General features: G+C 59.8%; 22 protein-coding genes. 15 read left to right on the top strand and 7 right to left on the bottom strand.

Annotated elements, in window-relative coordinates; genetic code table 11:
* The 3 genes from AC07VY_RS06965 to AC07VY_RS06955 all read left to right on the top strand — a co-directional run bounded on the left by AC07VY_RS06965 (window position 1) and on the right by AC07VY_RS06955 (window position 1,203).
* Window positions 1–447 carry a hypothetical protein gene (locus tag AC07VY_RS06965; RefSeq protein ID WP_495096744.1) on the top strand — a complete coding sequence of 149 codons (447 nt, stop codon included), beginning with the start codon at window positions 1–3 and terminating at the stop codon, window positions 445–447.
* Between the two features lie 115 nt (window positions 448–562).
* Window positions 563–802, top strand: coding sequence for an HNH endonuclease (locus AC07VY_RS06960; RefSeq protein ID WP_495096745.1), 240 nt, complete (start codon window positions 563–565; stop codon window positions 800–802).
* Window positions 803–840: 38 nt separating this feature from the next.
* Window positions 841–1,203, top strand: coding sequence for a PilZ domain-containing protein (locus AC07VY_RS06955; protein ID WP_495076103.1), 363 nt, complete (start codon window positions 841–843; stop codon window positions 1,201–1,203).
* On the opposite strand, the gene AC07VY_RS06950 is transcribed toward AC07VY_RS06955, so the two are convergent.
* The gene (locus AC07VY_RS06950) at window positions 1,200–2,186 is read right to left on the bottom strand and encodes a diguanylate cyclase domain-containing protein (protein WP_495096746.1); all 987 of its coding nucleotides are present in this window, start codon (window positions 2,184–2,186) and stop codon (window positions 1,200–1,202) included. The two genes, AC07VY_RS06955 and AC07VY_RS06950, sit on opposite strands and share 4 nt — an antisense overlap.
* Before the next feature lie 167 nt (window positions 2,187–2,353).
* Here AC07VY_RS06950 and AC07VY_RS06945 point away from each other — a divergent pair, with 167 nt between their 5' ends.
* The 6 genes from AC07VY_RS06945 to AC07VY_RS06920 all read left to right on the top strand — a co-directional run bounded on the left by AC07VY_RS06945 (window position 2,354) and on the right by AC07VY_RS06920 (window position 6,455).
* Window positions 2,354–3,133, top strand: coding sequence for a GntR family transcriptional regulator (locus AC07VY_RS06945; RefSeq protein WP_495096747.1), 780 nt, complete (start codon window positions 2,354–2,356; stop codon window positions 3,131–3,133).
* Complete coding sequence (locus AC07VY_RS06940) at window positions 3,130–3,921, top strand: transporter substrate-binding domain-containing protein (RefSeq protein WP_495096748.1); 792 nt, start codon at window positions 3,130–3,132, stop codon at window positions 3,919–3,921. The genes AC07VY_RS06945 and AC07VY_RS06940 overlap by 4 nt, the downstream gene beginning before the upstream one ends.
* Before the next feature lie 101 nt (window positions 3,922–4,022).
* Complete coding sequence (locus AC07VY_RS06935; RefSeq protein WP_495076107.1) at window positions 4,023–4,694, top strand: amino acid ABC transporter permease; 672 nt, start codon at window positions 4,023–4,025, stop codon at window positions 4,692–4,694.
* A 19-nt stretch (window positions 4,695–4,713) separates the two neighbouring features.
* Window positions 4,714–5,367, top strand: a complete 654-nt coding sequence (locus AC07VY_RS06930) for an amino acid ABC transporter permease (protein WP_495076108.1) — start codon at window positions 4,714–4,716, stop codon at window positions 5,365–5,367.
* Complete coding sequence (locus AC07VY_RS06925; RefSeq protein ID WP_495076109.1) at window positions 5,351–6,115, top strand: amino acid ABC transporter ATP-binding protein; 765 nt, start codon at window positions 5,351–5,353, stop codon at window positions 6,113–6,115. Before AC07VY_RS06930 ends, AC07VY_RS06925 begins: the two co-directional genes overlap by 17 nt.
* A gap of 70 nt (window positions 6,116–6,185) precedes the next feature.
* A complete protein-coding gene (locus AC07VY_RS06920) occupies window positions 6,186–6,455 on the top strand; it encodes a hypothetical protein (RefSeq protein WP_495076110.1) in 270 nt (89 codons plus the stop codon).
* Between the two features lie 23 nt (window positions 6,456–6,478).
* On the opposite strand, the gene AC07VY_RS06915 is transcribed toward AC07VY_RS06920, so the two are convergent.
* Window positions 6,479–6,664 (bottom strand): hypothetical protein, encoded by a 186-nt coding sequence (locus tag AC07VY_RS06915; RefSeq protein WP_495076111.1) that lies wholly within the window; start codon window positions 6,662–6,664, stop codon window positions 6,479–6,481.
* Between the two features lie 128 nt (window positions 6,665–6,792).
* Between AC07VY_RS06915 and AC07VY_RS06910 the strand changes: the two genes are divergently transcribed.
* Window positions 6,793–8,208, top strand: a complete 1,416-nt coding sequence (locus AC07VY_RS06910) for a phospholipase D-like domain-containing protein (RefSeq protein ID WP_495096749.1) — start codon at window positions 6,793–6,795, stop codon at window positions 8,206–8,208.
* Between the two features lie 64 nt (window positions 8,209–8,272).
* Here the strand turns inward: AC07VY_RS06910 and AC07VY_RS06905 are convergent, their stop codons facing one another.
* The 3 genes from AC07VY_RS06905 to cysS all read right to left on the bottom strand — a co-directional run bounded on the left by AC07VY_RS06905 (window position 8,273) and on the right by cysS (window position 11,422).
* Window positions 8,273–9,250 carry an acetyl-CoA carboxylase carboxyltransferase subunit alpha gene (locus AC07VY_RS06905; RefSeq protein WP_495076113.1) on the bottom strand — a complete coding sequence of 326 codons (978 nt, stop codon included), beginning with the start codon at window positions 9,248–9,250 and terminating at the stop codon, window positions 8,273–8,275.
* Window positions 9,251–9,328: 78 nt separating this feature from the next.
* On the bottom strand, window positions 9,329–9,997 hold the full coding sequence (locus AC07VY_RS06900; RefSeq protein ID WP_495096750.1) for a DNA-3-methyladenine glycosylase family protein: 669 nt from the start codon (window positions 9,995–9,997) through the stop codon (window positions 9,329–9,331).
* Between the two features lie 48 nt (window positions 9,998–10,045).
* The gene (gene cysS, locus AC07VY_RS06895; protein WP_495096751.1) at window positions 10,046–11,422 is read right to left on the bottom strand and encodes a cysteine--tRNA ligase; all 1,377 of its coding nucleotides are present in this window, start codon (window positions 11,420–11,422) and stop codon (window positions 10,046–10,048) included.
* 191 nt (window positions 11,423–11,613) lie between these two features.
* Between cysS and AC07VY_RS06890 the strand changes: the two genes are divergently transcribed.
* From AC07VY_RS06890 to AC07VY_RS06875, 4 genes are all read left to right on the top strand, one after another.
* Entirely contained in the window at window positions 11,614–12,156 is a 543-nt protein-coding gene (locus AC07VY_RS06890) for a tetratricopeptide repeat protein (protein ID WP_495096752.1), read from the top strand.
* A gap of 64 nt (window positions 12,157–12,220) precedes the next feature.
* Window positions 12,221–12,799 carry a peptidylprolyl isomerase gene (locus tag AC07VY_RS06885; RefSeq protein ID WP_495076117.1) on the top strand — a complete coding sequence of 193 codons (579 nt, stop codon included), beginning with the start codon at window positions 12,221–12,223 and terminating at the stop codon, window positions 12,797–12,799.
* A 71-nt stretch (window positions 12,800–12,870) separates the two neighbouring features.
* Window positions 12,871–13,377: a peptidylprolyl isomerase gene (locus tag AC07VY_RS06880; protein WP_495096753.1), complete on the top strand. Its 507-nt coding sequence runs from the start codon at window positions 12,871–12,873 to the stop codon at window positions 13,375–13,377.
* A 7-nt stretch (window positions 13,378–13,384) separates the two neighbouring features.
* Window positions 13,385–14,182, top strand: coding sequence for a UDP-2,3-diacylglucosamine diphosphatase (locus AC07VY_RS06875; RefSeq protein ID WP_495096754.1), 798 nt, complete (start codon window positions 13,385–13,387; stop codon window positions 14,180–14,182).
* Between the two features lie 10 nt (window positions 14,183–14,192).
* Here the strand turns inward: AC07VY_RS06875 and arfB are convergent, their stop codons facing one another.
* Window positions 14,193–14,609: an alternative ribosome rescue aminoacyl-tRNA hydrolase ArfB gene (arfB, locus tag AC07VY_RS06870; protein WP_495096755.1), complete on the bottom strand. Its 417-nt coding sequence runs from the start codon at window positions 14,607–14,609 to the stop codon at window positions 14,193–14,195.
* Entirely contained in the window at window positions 14,609–15,340 is a 732-nt protein-coding gene (locus AC07VY_RS06865; RefSeq protein ID WP_495096756.1) for an SIMPL domain-containing protein, read from the bottom strand. The genes arfB and AC07VY_RS06865 overlap by 1 nt, the downstream gene beginning before the upstream one ends.
* Before the next feature lie 193 nt (window positions 15,341–15,533).
* On the opposite strand from AC07VY_RS06865, the gene ompR reads away from it, so the two are divergent.
* Window positions 15,534–16,265 carry an osmolarity response regulator transcription factor OmpR gene (gene ompR / locus AC07VY_RS06860; RefSeq protein ID WP_490594065.1) on the top strand — a complete coding sequence of 244 codons (732 nt, stop codon included), beginning with the start codon at window positions 15,534–15,536 and terminating at the stop codon, window positions 16,263–16,265.
* The last annotated feature ends 60 nt before the right edge of the window (window positions 16,266–16,325 follow it).

Here is a 16,325-nt window from a genome sequence, read left to right as displayed (position 1 = left end):
ATGAGGGTTATGGGTGCAAGCGGCAATATGTACGCTGCAACGCCGGTCAGCAAGGCGGGTGCTGCTGCGCTGTCTGCCGCCTATACCGATACGGCATCAACCAGCCGCACCAGCTCCAATAACGCATCCTCGACCTACGACTTCACCAGCATCACCCCTTCCCAGCTGGGTCAAACCGTGGGTGAACTGGTCAGCAGGGGCCAGTTGGACCAGGAAGACACCGTCACCCTGGCCGATACCATGCCCACAGCGTCCAGCAAAACCAATTTTCACGGCAAGATCCCGTCAATCTACGACCAACCCAACAACATCATTGCCCGCTTGCAAACCGGTATTGACGACGCGCGCAACCGCAACGACCTGCAAAGCGTGCACAGCCTGTCCAAAACGCTGAACGTGTTCCAGCGCTTACAAGGCGCACCTCGCGGCATCGATCTACAGGCCTGAGGTCTTTTCGGCCTCTAGCGCAAGCAGTACCTGCACCAGCCGCTATAAACTGCATAGCATTCTCGGGCATTTCAGCCCATACTCGTTTTTCCACTTATTCCAGCGCAGGCGCCGCATGAGCCGACTTGGCCACACCCGCATAAAAATCTACAACATTGTGGCCCGCCAGTTGCACGGCCAGGTGCCCTGCTGGGTATGCGGCGAACATGTGGCAGCCGAGGCTGCTACCTTGGAACATATCCAGCCGCTGAGCGAGGGTGGCAGCAGCCACCAGGAAAACCTGGCTATCAGCCACGACCACTGCAACCACCAGCGCCATGCGAAAAAGCCCGCAAACCCGTTGGACGGCGCCTGATTTGGCGCAAAATCACCGGACCGATTAAGGAGACAACTATGTCCAACGAGCGCCGCCAATTCATGCGCGTGTCTTTTGATGCCCCGGCATTTCTGACCACGCCAATGGCCCGCCATCAGGTAGAGGTACTGGACCTGTCCTTCAAGGGTGCTTTGGTACGCCTGGCCGCTCCGGCCGAAATCCGGGTAGGCATGTTCAGCCAGCTCAGCATCCCGCTGGCCAAGCTCGAAGCGCATATCGCCATGTCTACCGAGGTGGCGCATATCAACGGCAACGATATCGGCCTGATGTGTCGCAGTATCGACCTGGACAGCATGACCCATCTGCGTCGCCTGATAGAGCTGAACCTGACGGACCCCGCATTGCTGGACCGCGAGTTCAAGGCCTTGATGCTGTCTTAAACCTTTCCCCGAAAAACGCCTAGCGCCACCGACTGGCGCCCCTGGCGCGACACCCGCATGGCCGTGTTCGCGGCCTTGATGATCTGGTCCACGCTGCCATTGCCACCCTGCAGCAAATGGATACCGATGCTGGCCGTGCAACGCAGACGCAAGTCGCCCAATAGATAGTCGCGGTCCAGCAGATCCAGCACCTTGTCTGCCACGGCATTGACGTGATTTACCGCAAACACCTCCTCGGCACCCAGATCTTCCAGAAGCACTACGAACTCATTGCCCCCCAGACGAGCCACTGTATCGTTCTGGCGTATGGCCGCCATCATGCGCACGGCTACCTCGACCAGCAGCTTGTCGCCAATGGCGTGCCCGTGCTTGTCGTTGACCTGCTTGAACTGGTCCAGGTCCACATACAGCACAGCAAAGAAACTGCGCTGCCGGTTGCTGTGCAACTGGGCGCGCCATAGGCGGTCACGCAGCAGGCTGAGATTGGGCAGGCCGGTCAAGGCGTCGTTCATCGACATGGTGCGCACCAAGTCGGTCGCCAGCTTTTGCATCGAAGTGTCACGCACCACCCTGGACAAGCCCACCAGCTGCCCGCGGGCGTCCAGCATGGCGGTCGCCGCAATGACCACCGGAATCAGGCTGCCGTTCTGGTGCAGGCGCACGGTTTCCAGGGTTTGAACCGATTCAGTTGCATGGCTGCGCAGCTGTTCTTCTTCTTCCAGGCGGTCCACGGGCACCAGAATCTGACTGCGCTGTCCCAACATTTGCTTGGCGGTATAACCAAACATCACTACCGCACCCGGGCTCCAGTACTGCACCACACCCTGGGCATCCTCCAAACAGATGGCGTCCGCCGAGCTGCGTGCCACCGCATTAAAGCGCAAACGCAGCCCCCCAACCTCCCTACTGTGCAGCCCGTACAAAGCCCAAGCACCACAGGCGCACAGCAAAAGCAGCGCGCTACCGTAATACAGCAACGACATGGTGGGCCTTTCAATAAAACACCATCTTAGAACTATCGCAAATCCCACGCCAACACCGTTGGCACCAAGATAGACCCGTCCAAGCACGGATTAAATAGGTAGAGCACACCAAATAGGTGCACCGATCTTGCATACCAGTTGGCACAAATGCTGCATGATATGCAGCCATGAGCACCGCATCCGACATCAGCAAACGCATTATCGAAGCCGTGATGGCGCAAAAGCTGGCCCCTGGCTCCCGCTTGGGCGAGCAACCTTTGGCCATGCTGTTCGATTGCAGTCGCACCATCGTGCGCGAGGCGCTGACCCACCTGGCCGCACGCGGCATCGTCACCGTCAGCGCGCGCCGTGGCTGGTATGTGATTGAGCCTTCGCAAGAAGAAGCGCGTGAAGCCTTTGAAGCCCGCCGCGTCATCGAAACCGGGTTGATTCGCAGCCTACAAGGCATTGAAAAACCCGCACTGAAACGACTTAAACAGCACCTCAAGCAAGAGCAGGCGGCCGTGGAGGGGAATGACATTGGCACGCGCAGCTTCTTGCTGGGCGACTTTCACGTCTGCCTGGCCGAATGCCTGGGCAATACGCTATTGGCCGACACCCTGCGCGACTACACCGCGCGCACGACCTTGATCGCCATGCTGTACCAGTCGTCGCACAACGCAGCCCAGTCCTGCGAGGACCATGTGCAGATCGTTGGCGCCCTGGAGAAGGGCGATATTGTCCGTGCTGAGGCCCTGATGGCAGCCCACATCGGCAGCGTTCAACATGCGCTGAAGCTGCCCGTGAATGCCGACCCGTTGGCACAGTTGCGCGACGCCCTGGCGCCGGTAGGCAAGCCGGCCCTCGCCGCTGAGGCACAAGTCTTGCATACAAGATCATTGAAAACTCGCAAAAAACCTGCGAACCCCACCGAAGACCCATCCACCTACCTAGGAGCTTTGCTATGACCACCTCTCGCCGCCATTTCCAATTGGGCCTTGCCACCATCGCCCTGCTGTCCAGCCTGGGTGCCCACGCCCAAACGGCGCTGGACGACGTGATGAAGGCCAAGAAGATCACTATCGCCATTCCCACCGACTTCCCTCCCTACGGCTTTGTCGGTACCGACCTCAAACCCCAGGGCCTGGACGTGGACATGGCCAACTACATTGCCGCCAAGCTGGGCGTGGCCATCGAACTCGCACCCGTTACCAGCGCCAACCGCATCGCCTACCTGCAATCCAAAAAGGCTGACCTGGTGATCTCCACCCTGGGCAAAAACCCAGAGCGTGAAAAAGTGATCGACTTCACGTCCGCCTACTCGCCCTTCTTCCAAGCCGTGTTCGCACCCAAATCCCTGGCCATCAAGAGTTTTGCCGACCTGAACGGAAAGAGCGTCGGCGTAACCCGTGGTGCCATCGAAGACCAAGAGCTGACCAAGCTGGCCCCAGCCGGTGCCGACATCAAGCGCTTCGAAGACAACAACGTCACCGTCTCATCCTTCGTCTCCGGCCAGGTGCAGGTGATTGCCACGGGCGCCTCGGTCGCCGGCAACCTGATGGCCAAGAACCCGCAGCTGGGCACCGAATACAAGCTGCTGTTGAAAGACTCTCCCAACTTCATCGGCGTGGCCAAGGGGGAAGACAAGCTGCGCCTGAAGGTGAATGAAATCATCGCCGACGCCAAGAAATCCGGCGACATCGACAAGATGGCCGAGCGCTGGTTGGGCCGCCCCGCTGGTGATCTGCCGCAGTAAACAGGCCACCCCGCATTCTGCGGGGCTCGCCCGCACCATAGTCCACCCCGTGCGCCGCTGAGGCGCATGACCCCAGCCAACACCATCCTCGGAGGCAGCCCATGCGCATCCAATTTGACTTTATTGCCGTGCTGGAGCAGTGGCCGCTGCTGCTCAAGGGCGTGGGCTGGACGCTGCTGCTAACGCTGCTGGCCACGCTGATTGGCGCCGTGGTTGGCATCGCCTGCGCCTGGGTGCGCAGCCAGAATGCACCCGCGCCGCTGGCCCTCAAATGGCTGGTGGGAGCCTATGTAGAGCTGATCCGCAACACGCCTTTCATCGTGCAACTGTTCTTCATCTTTTTCGGCTTGCCCGCGCTGGGCTTCAAGCTATCGCCCCAGGTGGCTTCGGTGCTGGCCATGGTGATCAACCTGGGCGCCTACGCCACGGAAATCATCCGCGCCGGCATCGACGCCACACCCAAGGGGCAAATCGAAGCGGCCATGAGCCTGGCCTTATCTCGCCTGCAGATCTTTACCAGGGTGGTGCTGCCGCCTGCCCTGAAAAAGGTCTGGCCGGCCATGGTCAGCCAGATCATCATCGTCATGCTGGGCTCGGCGGTGTGCGGACAGATTTCCACCGAAGAACTGAGCTACGCCGCCAACCTGATCCAGAGCCGCAATTTCCGCGCGTTCGAGGCCTTCATCATCGCCACTGCCATCTACCTGGCGCTGTCAGTTTCCATGCGCAAGCTACTGAATTGGCTGGGCCCACGCTTCGTGTTTGGCCGCTAACCTCCCAAAGGATCTACACATGGTTGATTTTTCCGTTTGGGACATTTTTCGCAACCTGCTGCTGGCTGCGCGTTGGACGGTGGGGCTTTCGCTGATGGCCTTCATCGGCGGCGGCATCGTCGGCGCACTGCTGCTGGTGGCCCGGCTCAGCCAGGTCAAAGGCGTCGATAAGGCCGTAGGCGCCTATGTACAGGTGTTCCAAGGTACGCCGCTGCTGATGCAGCTTTTCCTGGCCTACTTTGGCATTGCCTTGTTTGGCGTTAATACCAGCGCCTGGGTGGCTGCCGCAACCGCATTGACGCTGTACACCAGCGCCTTTCTGACCGAAATCTGGCGCGGCTGCGTGGCCTCTATCCCCAAGGGGCAGTGGGAGGCGTCAGCCAGCCTAGCCTTGAGTTTTGGTGAACGCCTGCGCTACGTGGTTTTACCCCAGGCGGTGAAGATCGCCATCGCCCCGACTGTGGGTTTCCTGGTGCAGGTCATCAAGGGTACGGCCCTGGCCTCGGTGATCGGTTTCATCGAGCTGACCAAGGCCGGCACCATGATCACCAACGCCACCTTCAAACCCTTTGTGGTCTACAGCTGCGTGGCTCTGCTGTATTTCATTTTGTGTTTCCCCGTCAGTTTGTACGCCAAGATGCTTGAAAGGAAGCTGCATGCAGCCCGTCGCTAAACCCGTGTCCGCACCCGCGATCGTCGAAATCAAGGGCCTGCGTAAATCCTTTGGCAGCAACGAGGTGCTCAAGGGCATCGACCTGCAAGTCCAGCCCGGCGAGGTGATAGCCATCATCGGTAAAAGCGGCTCAGGCAAAAGCACACTGCTGCGCTGCATCAACGGGCTGGAGGAATTCCAGAGCGGCTCGCTCACCGTAGACAGCAAGCCCCTGCTACATGACAACGCCCTGGCCATGCGTGCACTGCGCCAGCGCGTGGGCATGATCTTCCAGGGCTTCAATCTGTTCCCCCACCTCACCGTAGGCAAGAACGTGATGCTGGCTCCGCGCCTGGTGAAGCAGCAGGCCGAAGCACCCGGCATGGAGCAGGCCCGCAAGCTGCTGGCCCGCGTAGGCCTGGCCGAGAAGTTCGACGCCTGGCCCGACCAGCTTTCTGGCGGCCAGCAACAGCGCGTGGCAATTGCCCGGGCTCTGGCCATGGAGCCGGCTGTACTGCTATGCGATGAAATCACCTCCGCTCTCGACCCCGAGCTGGTGGGCGAGGTTCTGCGCGTAGTGGAAAGCCTGGCCGACGAGGGCATGACCCTGCTGATGGTGACCCACGAAATGAGCTTTGCCCGCAAGGTCAGCGACCGCGTGATCTTCATGCACCAGGGCCGTGTACACGAGATGGGGCCACCCAACGAGCTGTTCGGCAACCCGCAAACGCCAGAGCTGAAACAGTTCCTGTCCTCACTGCATGACTAACACGCGCTATATATTTGATAGCTACTCGCGCAGATAGAATCTGCGCCAGGGCCACTTTTTATTCAAATCGATGAGCGCACGCACTGAACTTGCCGGCTTGCAACAAAGCCTGGACGCCTTGCGCAATGCAAGCCTGGACATCCACGCGTTCAGCCAATCTGCACGGCAATGCCCGGACTTGCTGGCCGCCCTGCCCCCGCGCTACGGCGAGGTGTTGTTGGGCCTGCTGGATCGGCTTGAATCCAGCGCCCTGTTCAGTGAAGAAAGCTGCTCGTTCAGCCACACCGACCTGCACGACAGCCTGCAGATGTGGCTGGACAAGGCGGGCCGGCAGCTTTAGGCCATCGGCCCGGTTCCTACCGGCTACTCACGCCGGTGTTTGTTGCTGTCTTCCTGTTCTATCTGCTCCACCGCGGCTTCGAGTTTGCGGTAGGTGGCGACCAGCAGCTCCTGGCAGCTTAGGCGGTGGCCCGTGGAGCTGCGGTCGGCCTCCTTGTTGATCAGTGCTGCGACGATGGTGGCAGCGGGTTGCAGAAGTTCGGTTCGCATATCGTCTCCTTTCACGTAGCCATGGGCTATTGCAAACCTGTTTGCGCGGGATTGCAACCGGGTACGCACTAGACTGTGTATAACTTTGTAGCGTCTTTACCTGGCCTGAAACCGGTCTTACACAAGCTGTGCTCCACGACATATTCGCCCGCCAATGGATTACCCTGCACAGCCTGATCGTCCTGCTGGGCCTGGGCATTTACGCTGCAGGCTCACACGCGCTGAAACAACGCCGCCATCCGTCCGCGGGTATCGCCTGGGTGGTCTCCCTGGTGCTTCTGCCCTATGTGGCCTTGCCGCTGTATCTGGTATTTGGCAGCCGAAAAGTTGTTAGTCCCAAGCGCCTGAGAAGGCCGCCTACAACCCCATCCAGCCACAATGCCCCGCCCGCCGAGGCCGAGCGGCTGGCCAGGGCACTGAGCCTGGGTGACGCGGCCTCGTTTAGCCAGTTGGCCGTGCACGCGCATGGCAGCCAGGCATTGGATGCCCTTCGGATGGGCATCCACGGCGCGCACCAGCGCCTGGACATCTGTACCTTCGTTTTGGGCAAGGATGTGCTGGGCGATGAGATCTGCGAATTGCTGGTGCGGCGCGCCCGTGAAGGCATCCAGGTACGGCTGCTACTAGACGGCATAGGCCGTTACCTGGGCGGCCCCGTCAAGCTGAACAAGCTGCGCGCGGCAGGTGTTCAAGTGGCCTTGTTCGTACCGCCGTTGCGCTCCCCCTTGCGCGGGCGTACCAATCTGCGCAACCACCGCAAGATGGTGCTAGCCGACGGGCAATGGTTGTGGTGCGGCGGGCGCAATCTGGCGGCCGAGTACTTTGAGGGCGACACCAGGTCGACCCAGACCTTCCGCAACAAACCGGTCTGGATAGACCTTAGTTTTGATCTGCGCGGCGACCTGGCGCAGCAGGCGCAACAACGCTTCGACAGAGATTGGAACTTCGCCATCACCGGCGTGACCGAAGCCGCACCGCCACCCACAACAGGCCTCGCCCACACTACGGGCTCGCGGGCGCGTCTGGTGCCCAGTGGTCCGGACCAGACCGAAGACACGGTCTATACGCTGCTGGTGTCGGCCTGCTTCACAGCCAAAAGCCGCATACTGGCCGTAACGCCCTATTTCGTGCCCGACTCGACCCTGCTCGTGGCCATGGCCCTGGCAGCCCGACGCGGCGTGACCGTGACCCTGCTGATACCCGCCCACTCCAACCACCGTTTGGCCGATATTGCGCGCCACGCCGCGCTTCGCGAGCTCGCTGCATCAGGGGCTCACATATGGCTATCGCCGCATATGGTGCACGCCAAGGCCGTGCTCATCGATGAGGACATGGCACTGGTGGGTTCTTCCAATCTGGACGAGCGCAGCCTGTTCCTCAATTACGAACTGATGGTGGCCTTTTACGATGCGCCCGTGGTGCAGACCTTCGCCCAATGGATCGAACACCAGCTGGCCAATACCAAACCCTACAAACCACGCGCTCCCGGCCTGGCGCGCGAACTACTGGAAGCGGCGGTGCGCTGGGTAGCTTTTCAGCTCTAAAGGACAAATGCCCTGGTGAACAGGTCCACCAGGGCATGTATGCAGGTAATCGCGGCTTGCTTGCTTATTTACTTTCGGCCTTGGTATCGGTGAAGCGGCCGTAACTTTGCAGGCGGTCGTAACGGCGGTCCAACAGTTCCTTGACCTTGAGATCACTGACCTGGCGGTACGCATCGTTCAAGGCGCGCTTGAGGAAGGCTGCCATCTGCTTGTGGTCACGGTGGGCGCCACCCACGGGCTCGTTCACGATCTTGTCCACCAGGCCCAGGGCCTTGAGGCGGTGCGCGGTAATACCCAGGGCGTCGGCTGCATCGCCGGCTTTCTCAGAGGTCTTCCACAGGATGGAGGCGCAACCTTCAGGGCTGATGACGGAATAGATGGAGTACTGCAGCATCACCACCTGGTCGCCCACCGAGATCGCCAGCGCACCGCCAGAGCCGCCTTCGCCGATGATGGTGGTGATGATGGGCACTTCCAACTGCGCCATCTCGTAGATATTGCGGCCAATGGCTTCGGACTGGCCACGCTCTTCCGCGTCAATGCCGGGGTAGGCACCGGGAGTATCCACAAAGGTGAACACCGGCAGCTTGAATTTCTCGGCGGTCTTCATCAGACGCAGTGCCTTGCGGTAACCCTCGGGCTTGGTCATGCCAAAGTTGCGCAGGCCACGCTCCTTGGTGTCGCGGCCCTTTTGGTGGCCAATCACCATGCAAGCCGTACCGTTGAAGCGCGCCAGGCCGCCCACGATGCTCAGGTCATCGGCAAAGTGGCGGTCGCCGTGCATCTCGACGAAGTCGGTGAAGATTTCGTTGACATAGTCCAGCGTGTAGGGACGCTCGGCGTGACGGGCGATCTTGGTGATCTGCCAGGGCGTGAGGTTGCTGTAAATGTCTTTGGTGAGTTGTTGGCTCTTTTTGCTGAGCTGGTCGATTTCTTCCGAAATATCCACGGCAGACTCGGTCTGCACATAGCGCAGCTCTTCGATCTTGGTTTCGAGGTCGGAAATCGGCTGCTCGAAATCCAGAAATGTTCTTTTTGCCAAGGTCATTCTCCTAAGGTAGTGAGATAACTTTCAGGACTGGAGGTGCATCGCGCCCCAGTCCTGAAAGCTAGTAGGTGTTTATTTCGCCGCGTCCGCAGCAGGCACCGGGGCCAAAGACCGCCAAATATACCAAGTTGCCACGCTGCAGTACGGTGCCCAGGCGGCAGCCACTTCGCGTGCGTCACTGCGGCTGACGGGGTCGCCCGAAAAATAGTTCTGGCTGATGCCGCTGATCAGCCCCACATCGTCCAGCGGCAGCACGTTCGGCCGCATCATATGGAAGATCAGGAACATCTCGGCAGTCCAGCGGCCGATGCCGCGTATGGCCACCAGCTCGGCAATGATGGCCTCGTCGTCCATATCCTCCCAAGCCTGGACATGCAGCTTGCCGGCATCGAAATGCAGGGCCAGGTCCACCAGGTATTCCACCTTGCGCGCGCTCAGGCCGGCGGCGCGCATATCGTCCACCTTGAGCTTGAGCACGCTCTGTGGAACCATCTGTTCAGGCAGTTTGACAAACTTGCCCCACACCGTTTGCGCCGCCTTAACCGATATCTGCTGGCCCACGACGCTGCGCGCCAGCGTGGTGAAAGCATCGCCCCGGGTCTCCAGGCAAACGTCGCCAAACTGGGGAATCAAGCGCTTCATCACCCGGTCTTTTTTAACCAGATGCTTGCGGGCATCTGCCCAGTAGGCCGGAGTGAATACGGTAGGGCTGTCTCTTACTATATTTTTAGTAGCAGCCATCGCACATTCCACTTGCGCCAACGGGCGAAATCATTCGCAAAAAAAGCACTACGCTGCCTCCCAGGTCGTGCCGCTGGCGGAGTCCTTGAGGGCAATGCCCTGGGCCAGCAGCTCCTGGCGAATACGGTCGGCTTCGGCAAAGTTGCGGGCGGCCTTGGCCTCCGCGCGCTGGACAATCAGCGCCTTGATGGCGACATCGTCCAGACCGGCACCAGCCTGCAAAAAGGCCTTGGCGCTGCCTTGCAGCAAACCCAGGGTTGCACCCAGGGCCTTCAAGAGGCCGGCCTGCGCTGGCGACTGACTGCGATTCACGTCGGATGCCAGTTCAAACAGCACGGCCAGGGCTTCCGGCGTGCCAAAGTCTTCGTCCATGGCGGCCTGGAAACGGGCAGCAAACGGCTGGGTCCAGTCGATCTGTGCGGGCACTTCGGGTTCGACCAGGCTAAGTGCGGTGTACAGGCGTTTCAGGGCGGTACGGGCGTCGTCCAGATGCGCATCGCTGTAATTCAGCGGGCTGCGGTAATGGGTACGCACCAGGAAGAAACGCAGGGTTTCAGCGTCGTACTTCTGCAGCACGTCGCGGATGGTGAAGAAGTTGCCCAGGCTCTTGGACATCTTCTCGTTGTCCACCCGGACAAAACCGTTGTGCACCCAGAAGCGAGCCAAGGGCTTACCCGACGCGCCTTCGCTCTGGGCGATTTCATTCTCGTGGTGCGGAAACTGCAGATCGGCACCACCGCCGTGGATGTCGAAGCTTTCACCCAGGGTCTGGCAGGACATGGCCGAGCATTCAATATGCCAGCCGGGGCGGCCGGGGCCGAAGTCACTGTCCCATTTGGCGTCGGAGGGCTCGGTGGGTTTGGCGGCTTTCCATAGGACGAAGTCCAGGGGATCTTCCTTGCCATCCAGTACCGCCACGCGTTCACCTGCATGCAGTTCGTCCAACGACTTGCCGGACAACTTACCGTAGCCCGGAAATTTGCGCACGGCGTAGTTCACATCGCCTTGCTGCGTGCGGTAGGCCAGGCCTTTCTGCTCCAGCATGCCGATCAGGTTGAGCATCTGCGGCACGTATTCCGTTGCACGCGGCTCGATGCTGGGCGGCTCTATGCCCAGCAGGCTGATGTCCTGGTGCATGGCCAGGGTCATCTCGTCGGTCAGGGCACGGATGGTGATGCCGCGCTGCACTGCGCGGGCGATGATCTTGTCGTCGATATCGGTGATGTTGCGCACATAGGTCACGCGCAAGCCGCTAGCCTTCAACCAACGCTGCACAACGTCAAACGCCATCATCATGCGGGCATGGCCGATGTGGCACAGATCGTAAATCGTCATGCCGCATACATACATGCGCACATGGCCTGGCTCGATCGGCGAAAACTCTTCCGTGGCACGCGAAAGCGTGTTGTATATGCGCAAACTCATGGAATCTAGGGTTGGCGCAGGACGCATGGCGGTCCTGCGGGCTTTTCACTGGGTAACACTGGACAAGGGAGGCAGCTTGAAATCCGCGCCTGGGTGGGGGCGGGTCCGTTATTGCGAAACCCCTGGGCTACAATCTTCCGAGTATATAGCCCTCGTTTGGGCCTGTCTTCGCATGCTTTTCAAGAGGCCCTATGCTGCACCCCAAGTTCCGTTTTTCTACTGTGCTACGCGTGCTGGCTGTTGGCGCCCTGGTGGCGACTTCGGCAGCTTACGCGGATGACTACAGCGATGTGAACCAGTTGCTACGCACCGGCAAGCTGACAGAGGCACAGGCCAAAGTAGACCTGTACCTGGCTGTCAAGCCACGGGACCCGCAAATGCGCTTCTTGAAGTCTTCGGTGCAAAGCGCAGCAGGCCACCCCGCGGATGCAATCACCACCCTGACGGAGCTCACCCAGGAGTTCCCCGAACTGCCCGAGCCCTATAACAATCTGGCCGTGCTGTACGCCGGACAGAACGATTTCGACAAGGCCCGTACGGCCCTGGAAATGGCGGTCCGCATCAACCCGAACTACGCCACCGCCCATGAAAATCTGGGCGATATCTACGCCAAGCTGGCGAGCCAGTCCTATAGCAAGTCGCTGCAGCTGAATGCCAACAATCCGCAAGCCTCCAAAAAAGTCGCTTTGCTGAAAGATGTGCTGACACCCGCTGCCGCCCCCAAAGCAAAGTAACTCTGCGTTCACGGCTGCAGTCTCATGAGGCTGCAGCGCCCTTTTTGCATAGCATTTCTACATGATGGCTTTTTCTACTTCCAAGCGCGCCTGGCTGACTGCCGGTGCCATCTGGGCTTGTGCCCTCGCTGCTCCCGCATTTGCCGCCGACGCACCCCGGGTCAAATTTGCCACCTCCGTCGGCGACTTCGTGGTCGAGGTCTACCCCGACAAAGCACCCAAGACCGTGGCGAACTTCCTGCAATACGTGCAAGACAAACATTACGACGGCACCATCTTCCACCGTGTGATCGACGGCTTTATGGTCCAGGGCGGCGGCTTTACCCCCGACTTGCAGCAAAAGCCAACCCGCCCGCCCATTCCGCTGGAGGCCAATAACGGGCTGAAGAACGACCGTGGCACGATTGCCATGGCGCGTACCGGCAACCCCAACTCAGCCACCGCCCAGTTTTTCATCAATGTCAAAGACAATAGCAACCTGAACGCCCCCCAGCCGGACGGCTACGGTTATGCAGTGTTTGGCAAAGTGGTGTCGGGTATGGACGTGATTGACAAGATCCGCACCAGCGCTACCGCCAGCAAGGGGCCGTTCCAGGACGTTCCCGTGACCACCATCAGCATCCGTACTGCCACTCCTCTCTAACTTTCCCGCCCGGGTTGCCAGGCGCCCCGGGATCACGAAAGCGCTTTCAACCTCCATAAGGAAAACCTGCCATGAGCAACCCCAAAGTCGAACTCCACATCGCCAACCGCGGCGTCATCACCCTTGAACTGGACCAGGAAAAGGCACCCAAGTCGGTCGCTAACTTCCTGGCCTATGTGGCCAAGGGCCACTACAACAACACCGTGTTCCACCGCGTGATTCCTGGCTTCATGGTCCAGGGCGGTGGCTTCGAGCCCGGCATGAAGCAAAAGGGTACGGACTCCCCTATCGACAACGAAGCCAATAACGGCTTGAAGAATGACAACTACACCGTTGCCATGGCCCGCACCAGCGATCCGCATTCGGCTACGGCCCAGTTCTTCATCAACGTGGCCAACAACGGCTTCCTGAACCACACCGCAATCTCCAGCTCCGGCTGGGGCTATGCCGTGTTCGGCAAGGTCGTGTCCGGCACGGAAGTTGTGGACGGCATCAAGGCAGTGAAGACAGGTAACCGCGGCGGCCACGGTGATGTGCCCGTGGAAGACGTGGTCATCGAAAAAGCCGTCGCACTGTAAGGACTGCATGGCGCCGACCTCCATCGCGCCAGCGTCGACCGTGCCTCCAGTGGCCGAGCTGCTAGCTCCTGCCCACTGGCGCACGGTCGATTGCATTTCGGACCTGCATTTGCAGGCCGCTGAGCCGGCCACCTTTGCTGCGTGGCAACGCTATATGGCAAGCACCACGGCCGATGCCGTCTTCATTCTGGGTGACTTGTTTGAAGTATGGGTGGGTGACGACGGTGTGGACGCCGATCCAATAGGGTTTGATGCGACCTGCCTTCAGGTGCTACAGGCAGCCGCCCAACAACGTCCGATTTTCTTCATGCACGGCAACCGGGACTTTCTGTTCGGGCAGCGGGCTGCCGATGCCTGCCAGCTGACCCTGCTGGACGACCCTACGGTTTTGCAGTTCGCCGGGCAACGCTGGCTACTTAGCCATGGCGATGCCTTGTGCCTGGACGATGTGGACTACCTACAGTTCCGAGCAATGGTGCGTAGCCCCGCCTGGCAGAGCAATTTTCTGGCACAGCCTCTGGCGCAACGCCAGCAAATCGCCCGCAACATCCGCAGCCAGAGCGAAAACCGCAAGCATAGCGGCGTGGTCTACGCCGACGTGGATGGCCCGGCAGCCTGCCAATGGCTGGCTGCGGCACGCGCCCGGGTGTTAGTACACGGCCATACCCACCGGCCGGCGCAACATGCGCTGGGCACAGACCTGGAGCGCTGGGTGCTTAGCGACTGGGACGCCGACGCCACCCCCCCGCGTGGCGATGCCTTGCGTATTTCATTTAACGGCCTGGTACGCATCCAGATCGCTTAGGACCTGTTGGCTACAACGATCCATCACGGATCTTGCCGCGCAGTGCCTTGGTACTGGAACGCAGCCCCTTGCCCTCTAGCCGGCGTTGCTGCGAGCCGTAGGTAGGCTTGGTCGCTCGACGTACGCGGGGGGCTAATGCCACGGATTCCACCAGGGACTGCAGGCGTTGCAGGCCGTCGACCCGGTTCTGCTCCTGACTTCGGTGCTGCTGGGCTTTGATCACCACCACCCCCAACTGGGTGATGCGGGCATCCCGCAATGCCAGCAGGCGCTCCTTAACATCCTCCGGCAATGAGGACGCCCGCACGTCAAAGCGCAGATGTACCGCACTCGACACCTTGTTGACGTTCTGCCCGCCTGCCCCCTGGGCACGGACAGCCGTGATTTCGACCTCCGCTGGATCGATGACCAGGGGACGGAAATGCATCACGGCCCCGTCAGTTGGACGGCACCTGACACCGTCACCTGCACGGTGCTGCGGCCGGCCTCGGTTGGCACTGGCATATCGGACTCCATCAATTTGGCACTCATGGCCATGGGACGCATACGGGGTGTGGGACCGGTGTCATTGGTGTTCACAGAAACCTCGCGCAAGCTGTAGCCGCTAAAACCAAAACCCTTGGCGATGTCCCGGGCTTTGGATTTGAACTGCTCAATGGCGAGTAATTGCGCATCGCCCTCGACTTGTGCTCGCTGGCTGCGGCTGAGGCTGAAAGCCACATTCGACATAGTCAAAGTATTGATCTTGCCGGCAGTGCTGGCGATGCGGCTGAAGTCTCGTCCTTCCAGCACCAACTCGGTTGTGCCCACCCATCCCTGGATTTTGCCGTCCTTGCCATAGCGCGGCGACAGACTGAAATTGCCCGTGTGCAAGTCCAGTTGGCCGGCTTGGGCATATTTCTTGGCCTCGACCAATGCACTATCCAGGGCCACTTTCAGCTGATTTTGCAAAACAACGGCGTCCGCACCGTCGCGGCTGGTTGCCAACACAACGGTCAGCCAGTCCTGCTGAACTTCCACTGCACCACTGGCAGACAACTGCACCACATTGTGAAGCGGGGCGACACTCGTTGACTCCTGAGAAAATACCGGACTCGCGCATATTACAAATAGGCTTGCAGCTATAAATTTAGTAGCAATTAATGGGATTTTTTGCATTGTTTCCTTGGGGTGTGGGTATCGAAAATCAGGCCGAAAAGCACATCCCATTTTTGGTGAAAATGCTACAAAACCAGGCCGCTAAGGGCCTGCAAAAGTTGTAACAGTCTGTCAGAAGCCACCGTTATCCAGGATTTTCCGTTGTTACACACTGCAGAATCCCCCCTTGTTACATATTTACAGTACACGGACTATGAACCAGACTGCCAGCCGACCCGACAAGATCTTGGTTGTCGATGACGACTCCCGAATTCGCGATTTGCTGCGCCGCTACTTGGTGCAAGAAGGCTTTGAAGTCATGCTGGCCGAAGACGGCAAAGCATTAAGTCGCATCATGTTGCGCGACACGGCCGATTTGATTGTGCTGGATTTGATGATGCCCGGCGAAGACGGTTTGAGCATTTGCCGCCGCCTGCGTGCCAGCAATGACCGCACGCCCATCATCATGCTGACCGCCAAAGGCGAAGACATTGACCGTATCGTAGGCCTGGAAGTAGGCGCAGACGACTACCTGGGTAAACCCTTCAACCCGCGTGAGCTGCTGGCCCGCATCCACGCTGTATTGCGCCGTCGCCCGACCAAGGAAGCGCCCGGAGCACCATCGATAGACAACGAAATCATCAATTTCGGCCCGTTTGCGTTCGACCTGGGCTCCCGCACCTTGAACCGCAACGGTGAAGAACTCCCCCTGACCACCGGTGAATTCGCCATGCTCAAAGCGCTGGTTCGCCACCCGCGCCAGCCACTGTCACGCGAAAAACTGGCATTGCTGGCGCGTGGACGCGAATTCGAGCCTTTTGATCGCAGCCTGGACGTGCAGGTGTCCCGCTTACGCAAGTTGGTGGAAGTGGATGCTGCGGCCCCCCGTTTCATTCAGACCGTATGGGGCGTGGGCTATGTATTCGTACCCGATGGTGCGGGTTAATCCATTTTGAGAAAAACTCCGCGGACCGGCCAGTCTTCCAGCTACCGCGCTGGCGGGTCC

This window comes from Rhodoferax sp. GW821-FHT02C08 (genome assembly GCF_059421805.1).
This window is presented reverse-complemented; position numbering and strand designations above follow the sequence as displayed.

What these genes read in the sequence shown, in the direction of transcription:
- AC07VY_RS06920 (WP_495076110.1), top strand. Translation starts at nt 6,186, where the DNA reads ATGAGCGCACGCACTGAACTTGCCGGCTTGCAACAAAGCCTGGACGCC.
- arfB (WP_495096755.1), bottom strand. Translation starts at nt 14,609, where the DNA reads ATGCATTTCCGTCCCCTGGTCATCGATCCAGCGGAGGTCGAAATCACG.
- AC07VY_RS06875 (WP_495096754.1), top strand. Translation starts at nt 13,385, where the DNA reads ATGGCGCCGACCTCCATCGCGCCAGCGTCGACCGTGCCTCCAGTGGCC.
- AC07VY_RS06885 (WP_495076117.1), top strand. Translation starts at nt 12,221, where the DNA reads ATGGCTTTTTCTACTTCCAAGCGCGCCTGGCTGACTGCCGGTGCCATC.
- AC07VY_RS06925 (WP_495076109.1), top strand. Translation starts at nt 5,351, where the DNA reads ATGCAGCCCGTCGCTAAACCCGTGTCCGCACCCGCGATCGTCGAAATC.
- AC07VY_RS06900 (WP_495096750.1), bottom strand. Translation starts at nt 9,997, where the DNA reads ATGGCTGCTACTAAAAATATAGTAAGAGACAGCCCTACCGTATTCACT.
- AC07VY_RS06930 (WP_495076108.1), top strand. Translation starts at nt 4,714, where the DNA reads ATGGTTGATTTTTCCGTTTGGGACATTTTTCGCAACCTGCTGCTGGCT.
- AC07VY_RS06950 (WP_495096746.1), bottom strand. Translation starts at nt 2,186, where the DNA reads ATGTCGTTGCTGTATTACGGTAGCGCGCTGCTTTTGCTGTGCGCCTGT.
- AC07VY_RS06880 (WP_495096753.1), top strand. Translation starts at nt 12,871, where the DNA reads ATGAGCAACCCCAAAGTCGAACTCCACATCGCCAACCGCGGCGTCATC.
- cysS (WP_495096751.1), bottom strand. Translation starts at nt 11,422, where the DNA reads ATGAGTTTGCGCATATACAACACGCTTTCGCGTGCCACGGAAGAGTTT.
- AC07VY_RS06965 (WP_495096744.1), top strand. Translation starts at nt 1, where the DNA reads ATGAGGGTTATGGGTGCAAGCGGCAATATGTACGCTGCAACGCCGGTC.
- AC07VY_RS06940 (WP_495096748.1), top strand. Translation starts at nt 3,130, where the DNA reads ATGACCACCTCTCGCCGCCATTTCCAATTGGGCCTTGCCACCATCGCC.
- AC07VY_RS06955 (WP_495076103.1), top strand. Translation starts at nt 841, where the DNA reads ATGTCCAACGAGCGCCGCCAATTCATGCGCGTGTCTTTTGATGCCCCG.
- AC07VY_RS06865 (WP_495096756.1), bottom strand. Translation starts at nt 15,340, where the DNA reads ATGCAAAAAATCCCATTAATTGCTACTAAATTTATAGCTGCAAGCCTA.
- AC07VY_RS06935 (WP_495076107.1), top strand. Translation starts at nt 4,023, where the DNA reads ATGCGCATCCAATTTGACTTTATTGCCGTGCTGGAGCAGTGGCCGCTG.
- AC07VY_RS06945 (WP_495096747.1), top strand. Translation starts at nt 2,354, where the DNA reads ATGAGCACCGCATCCGACATCAGCAAACGCATTATCGAAGCCGTGATG.
- ompR (WP_490594065.1), top strand. Translation starts at nt 15,534, where the DNA reads ATGAACCAGACTGCCAGCCGACCCGACAAGATCTTGGTTGTCGATGAC.
- AC07VY_RS06960 (WP_495096745.1), top strand. Translation starts at nt 563, where the DNA reads ATGAGCCGACTTGGCCACACCCGCATAAAAATCTACAACATTGTGGCC.
- AC07VY_RS06915 (WP_495076111.1), bottom strand. Translation starts at nt 6,664, where the DNA reads ATGCGAACCGAACTTCTGCAACCCGCTGCCACCATCGTCGCAGCACTG.
- AC07VY_RS06890 (WP_495096752.1), top strand. Translation starts at nt 11,614, where the DNA reads ATGCTGCACCCCAAGTTCCGTTTTTCTACTGTGCTACGCGTGCTGGCT.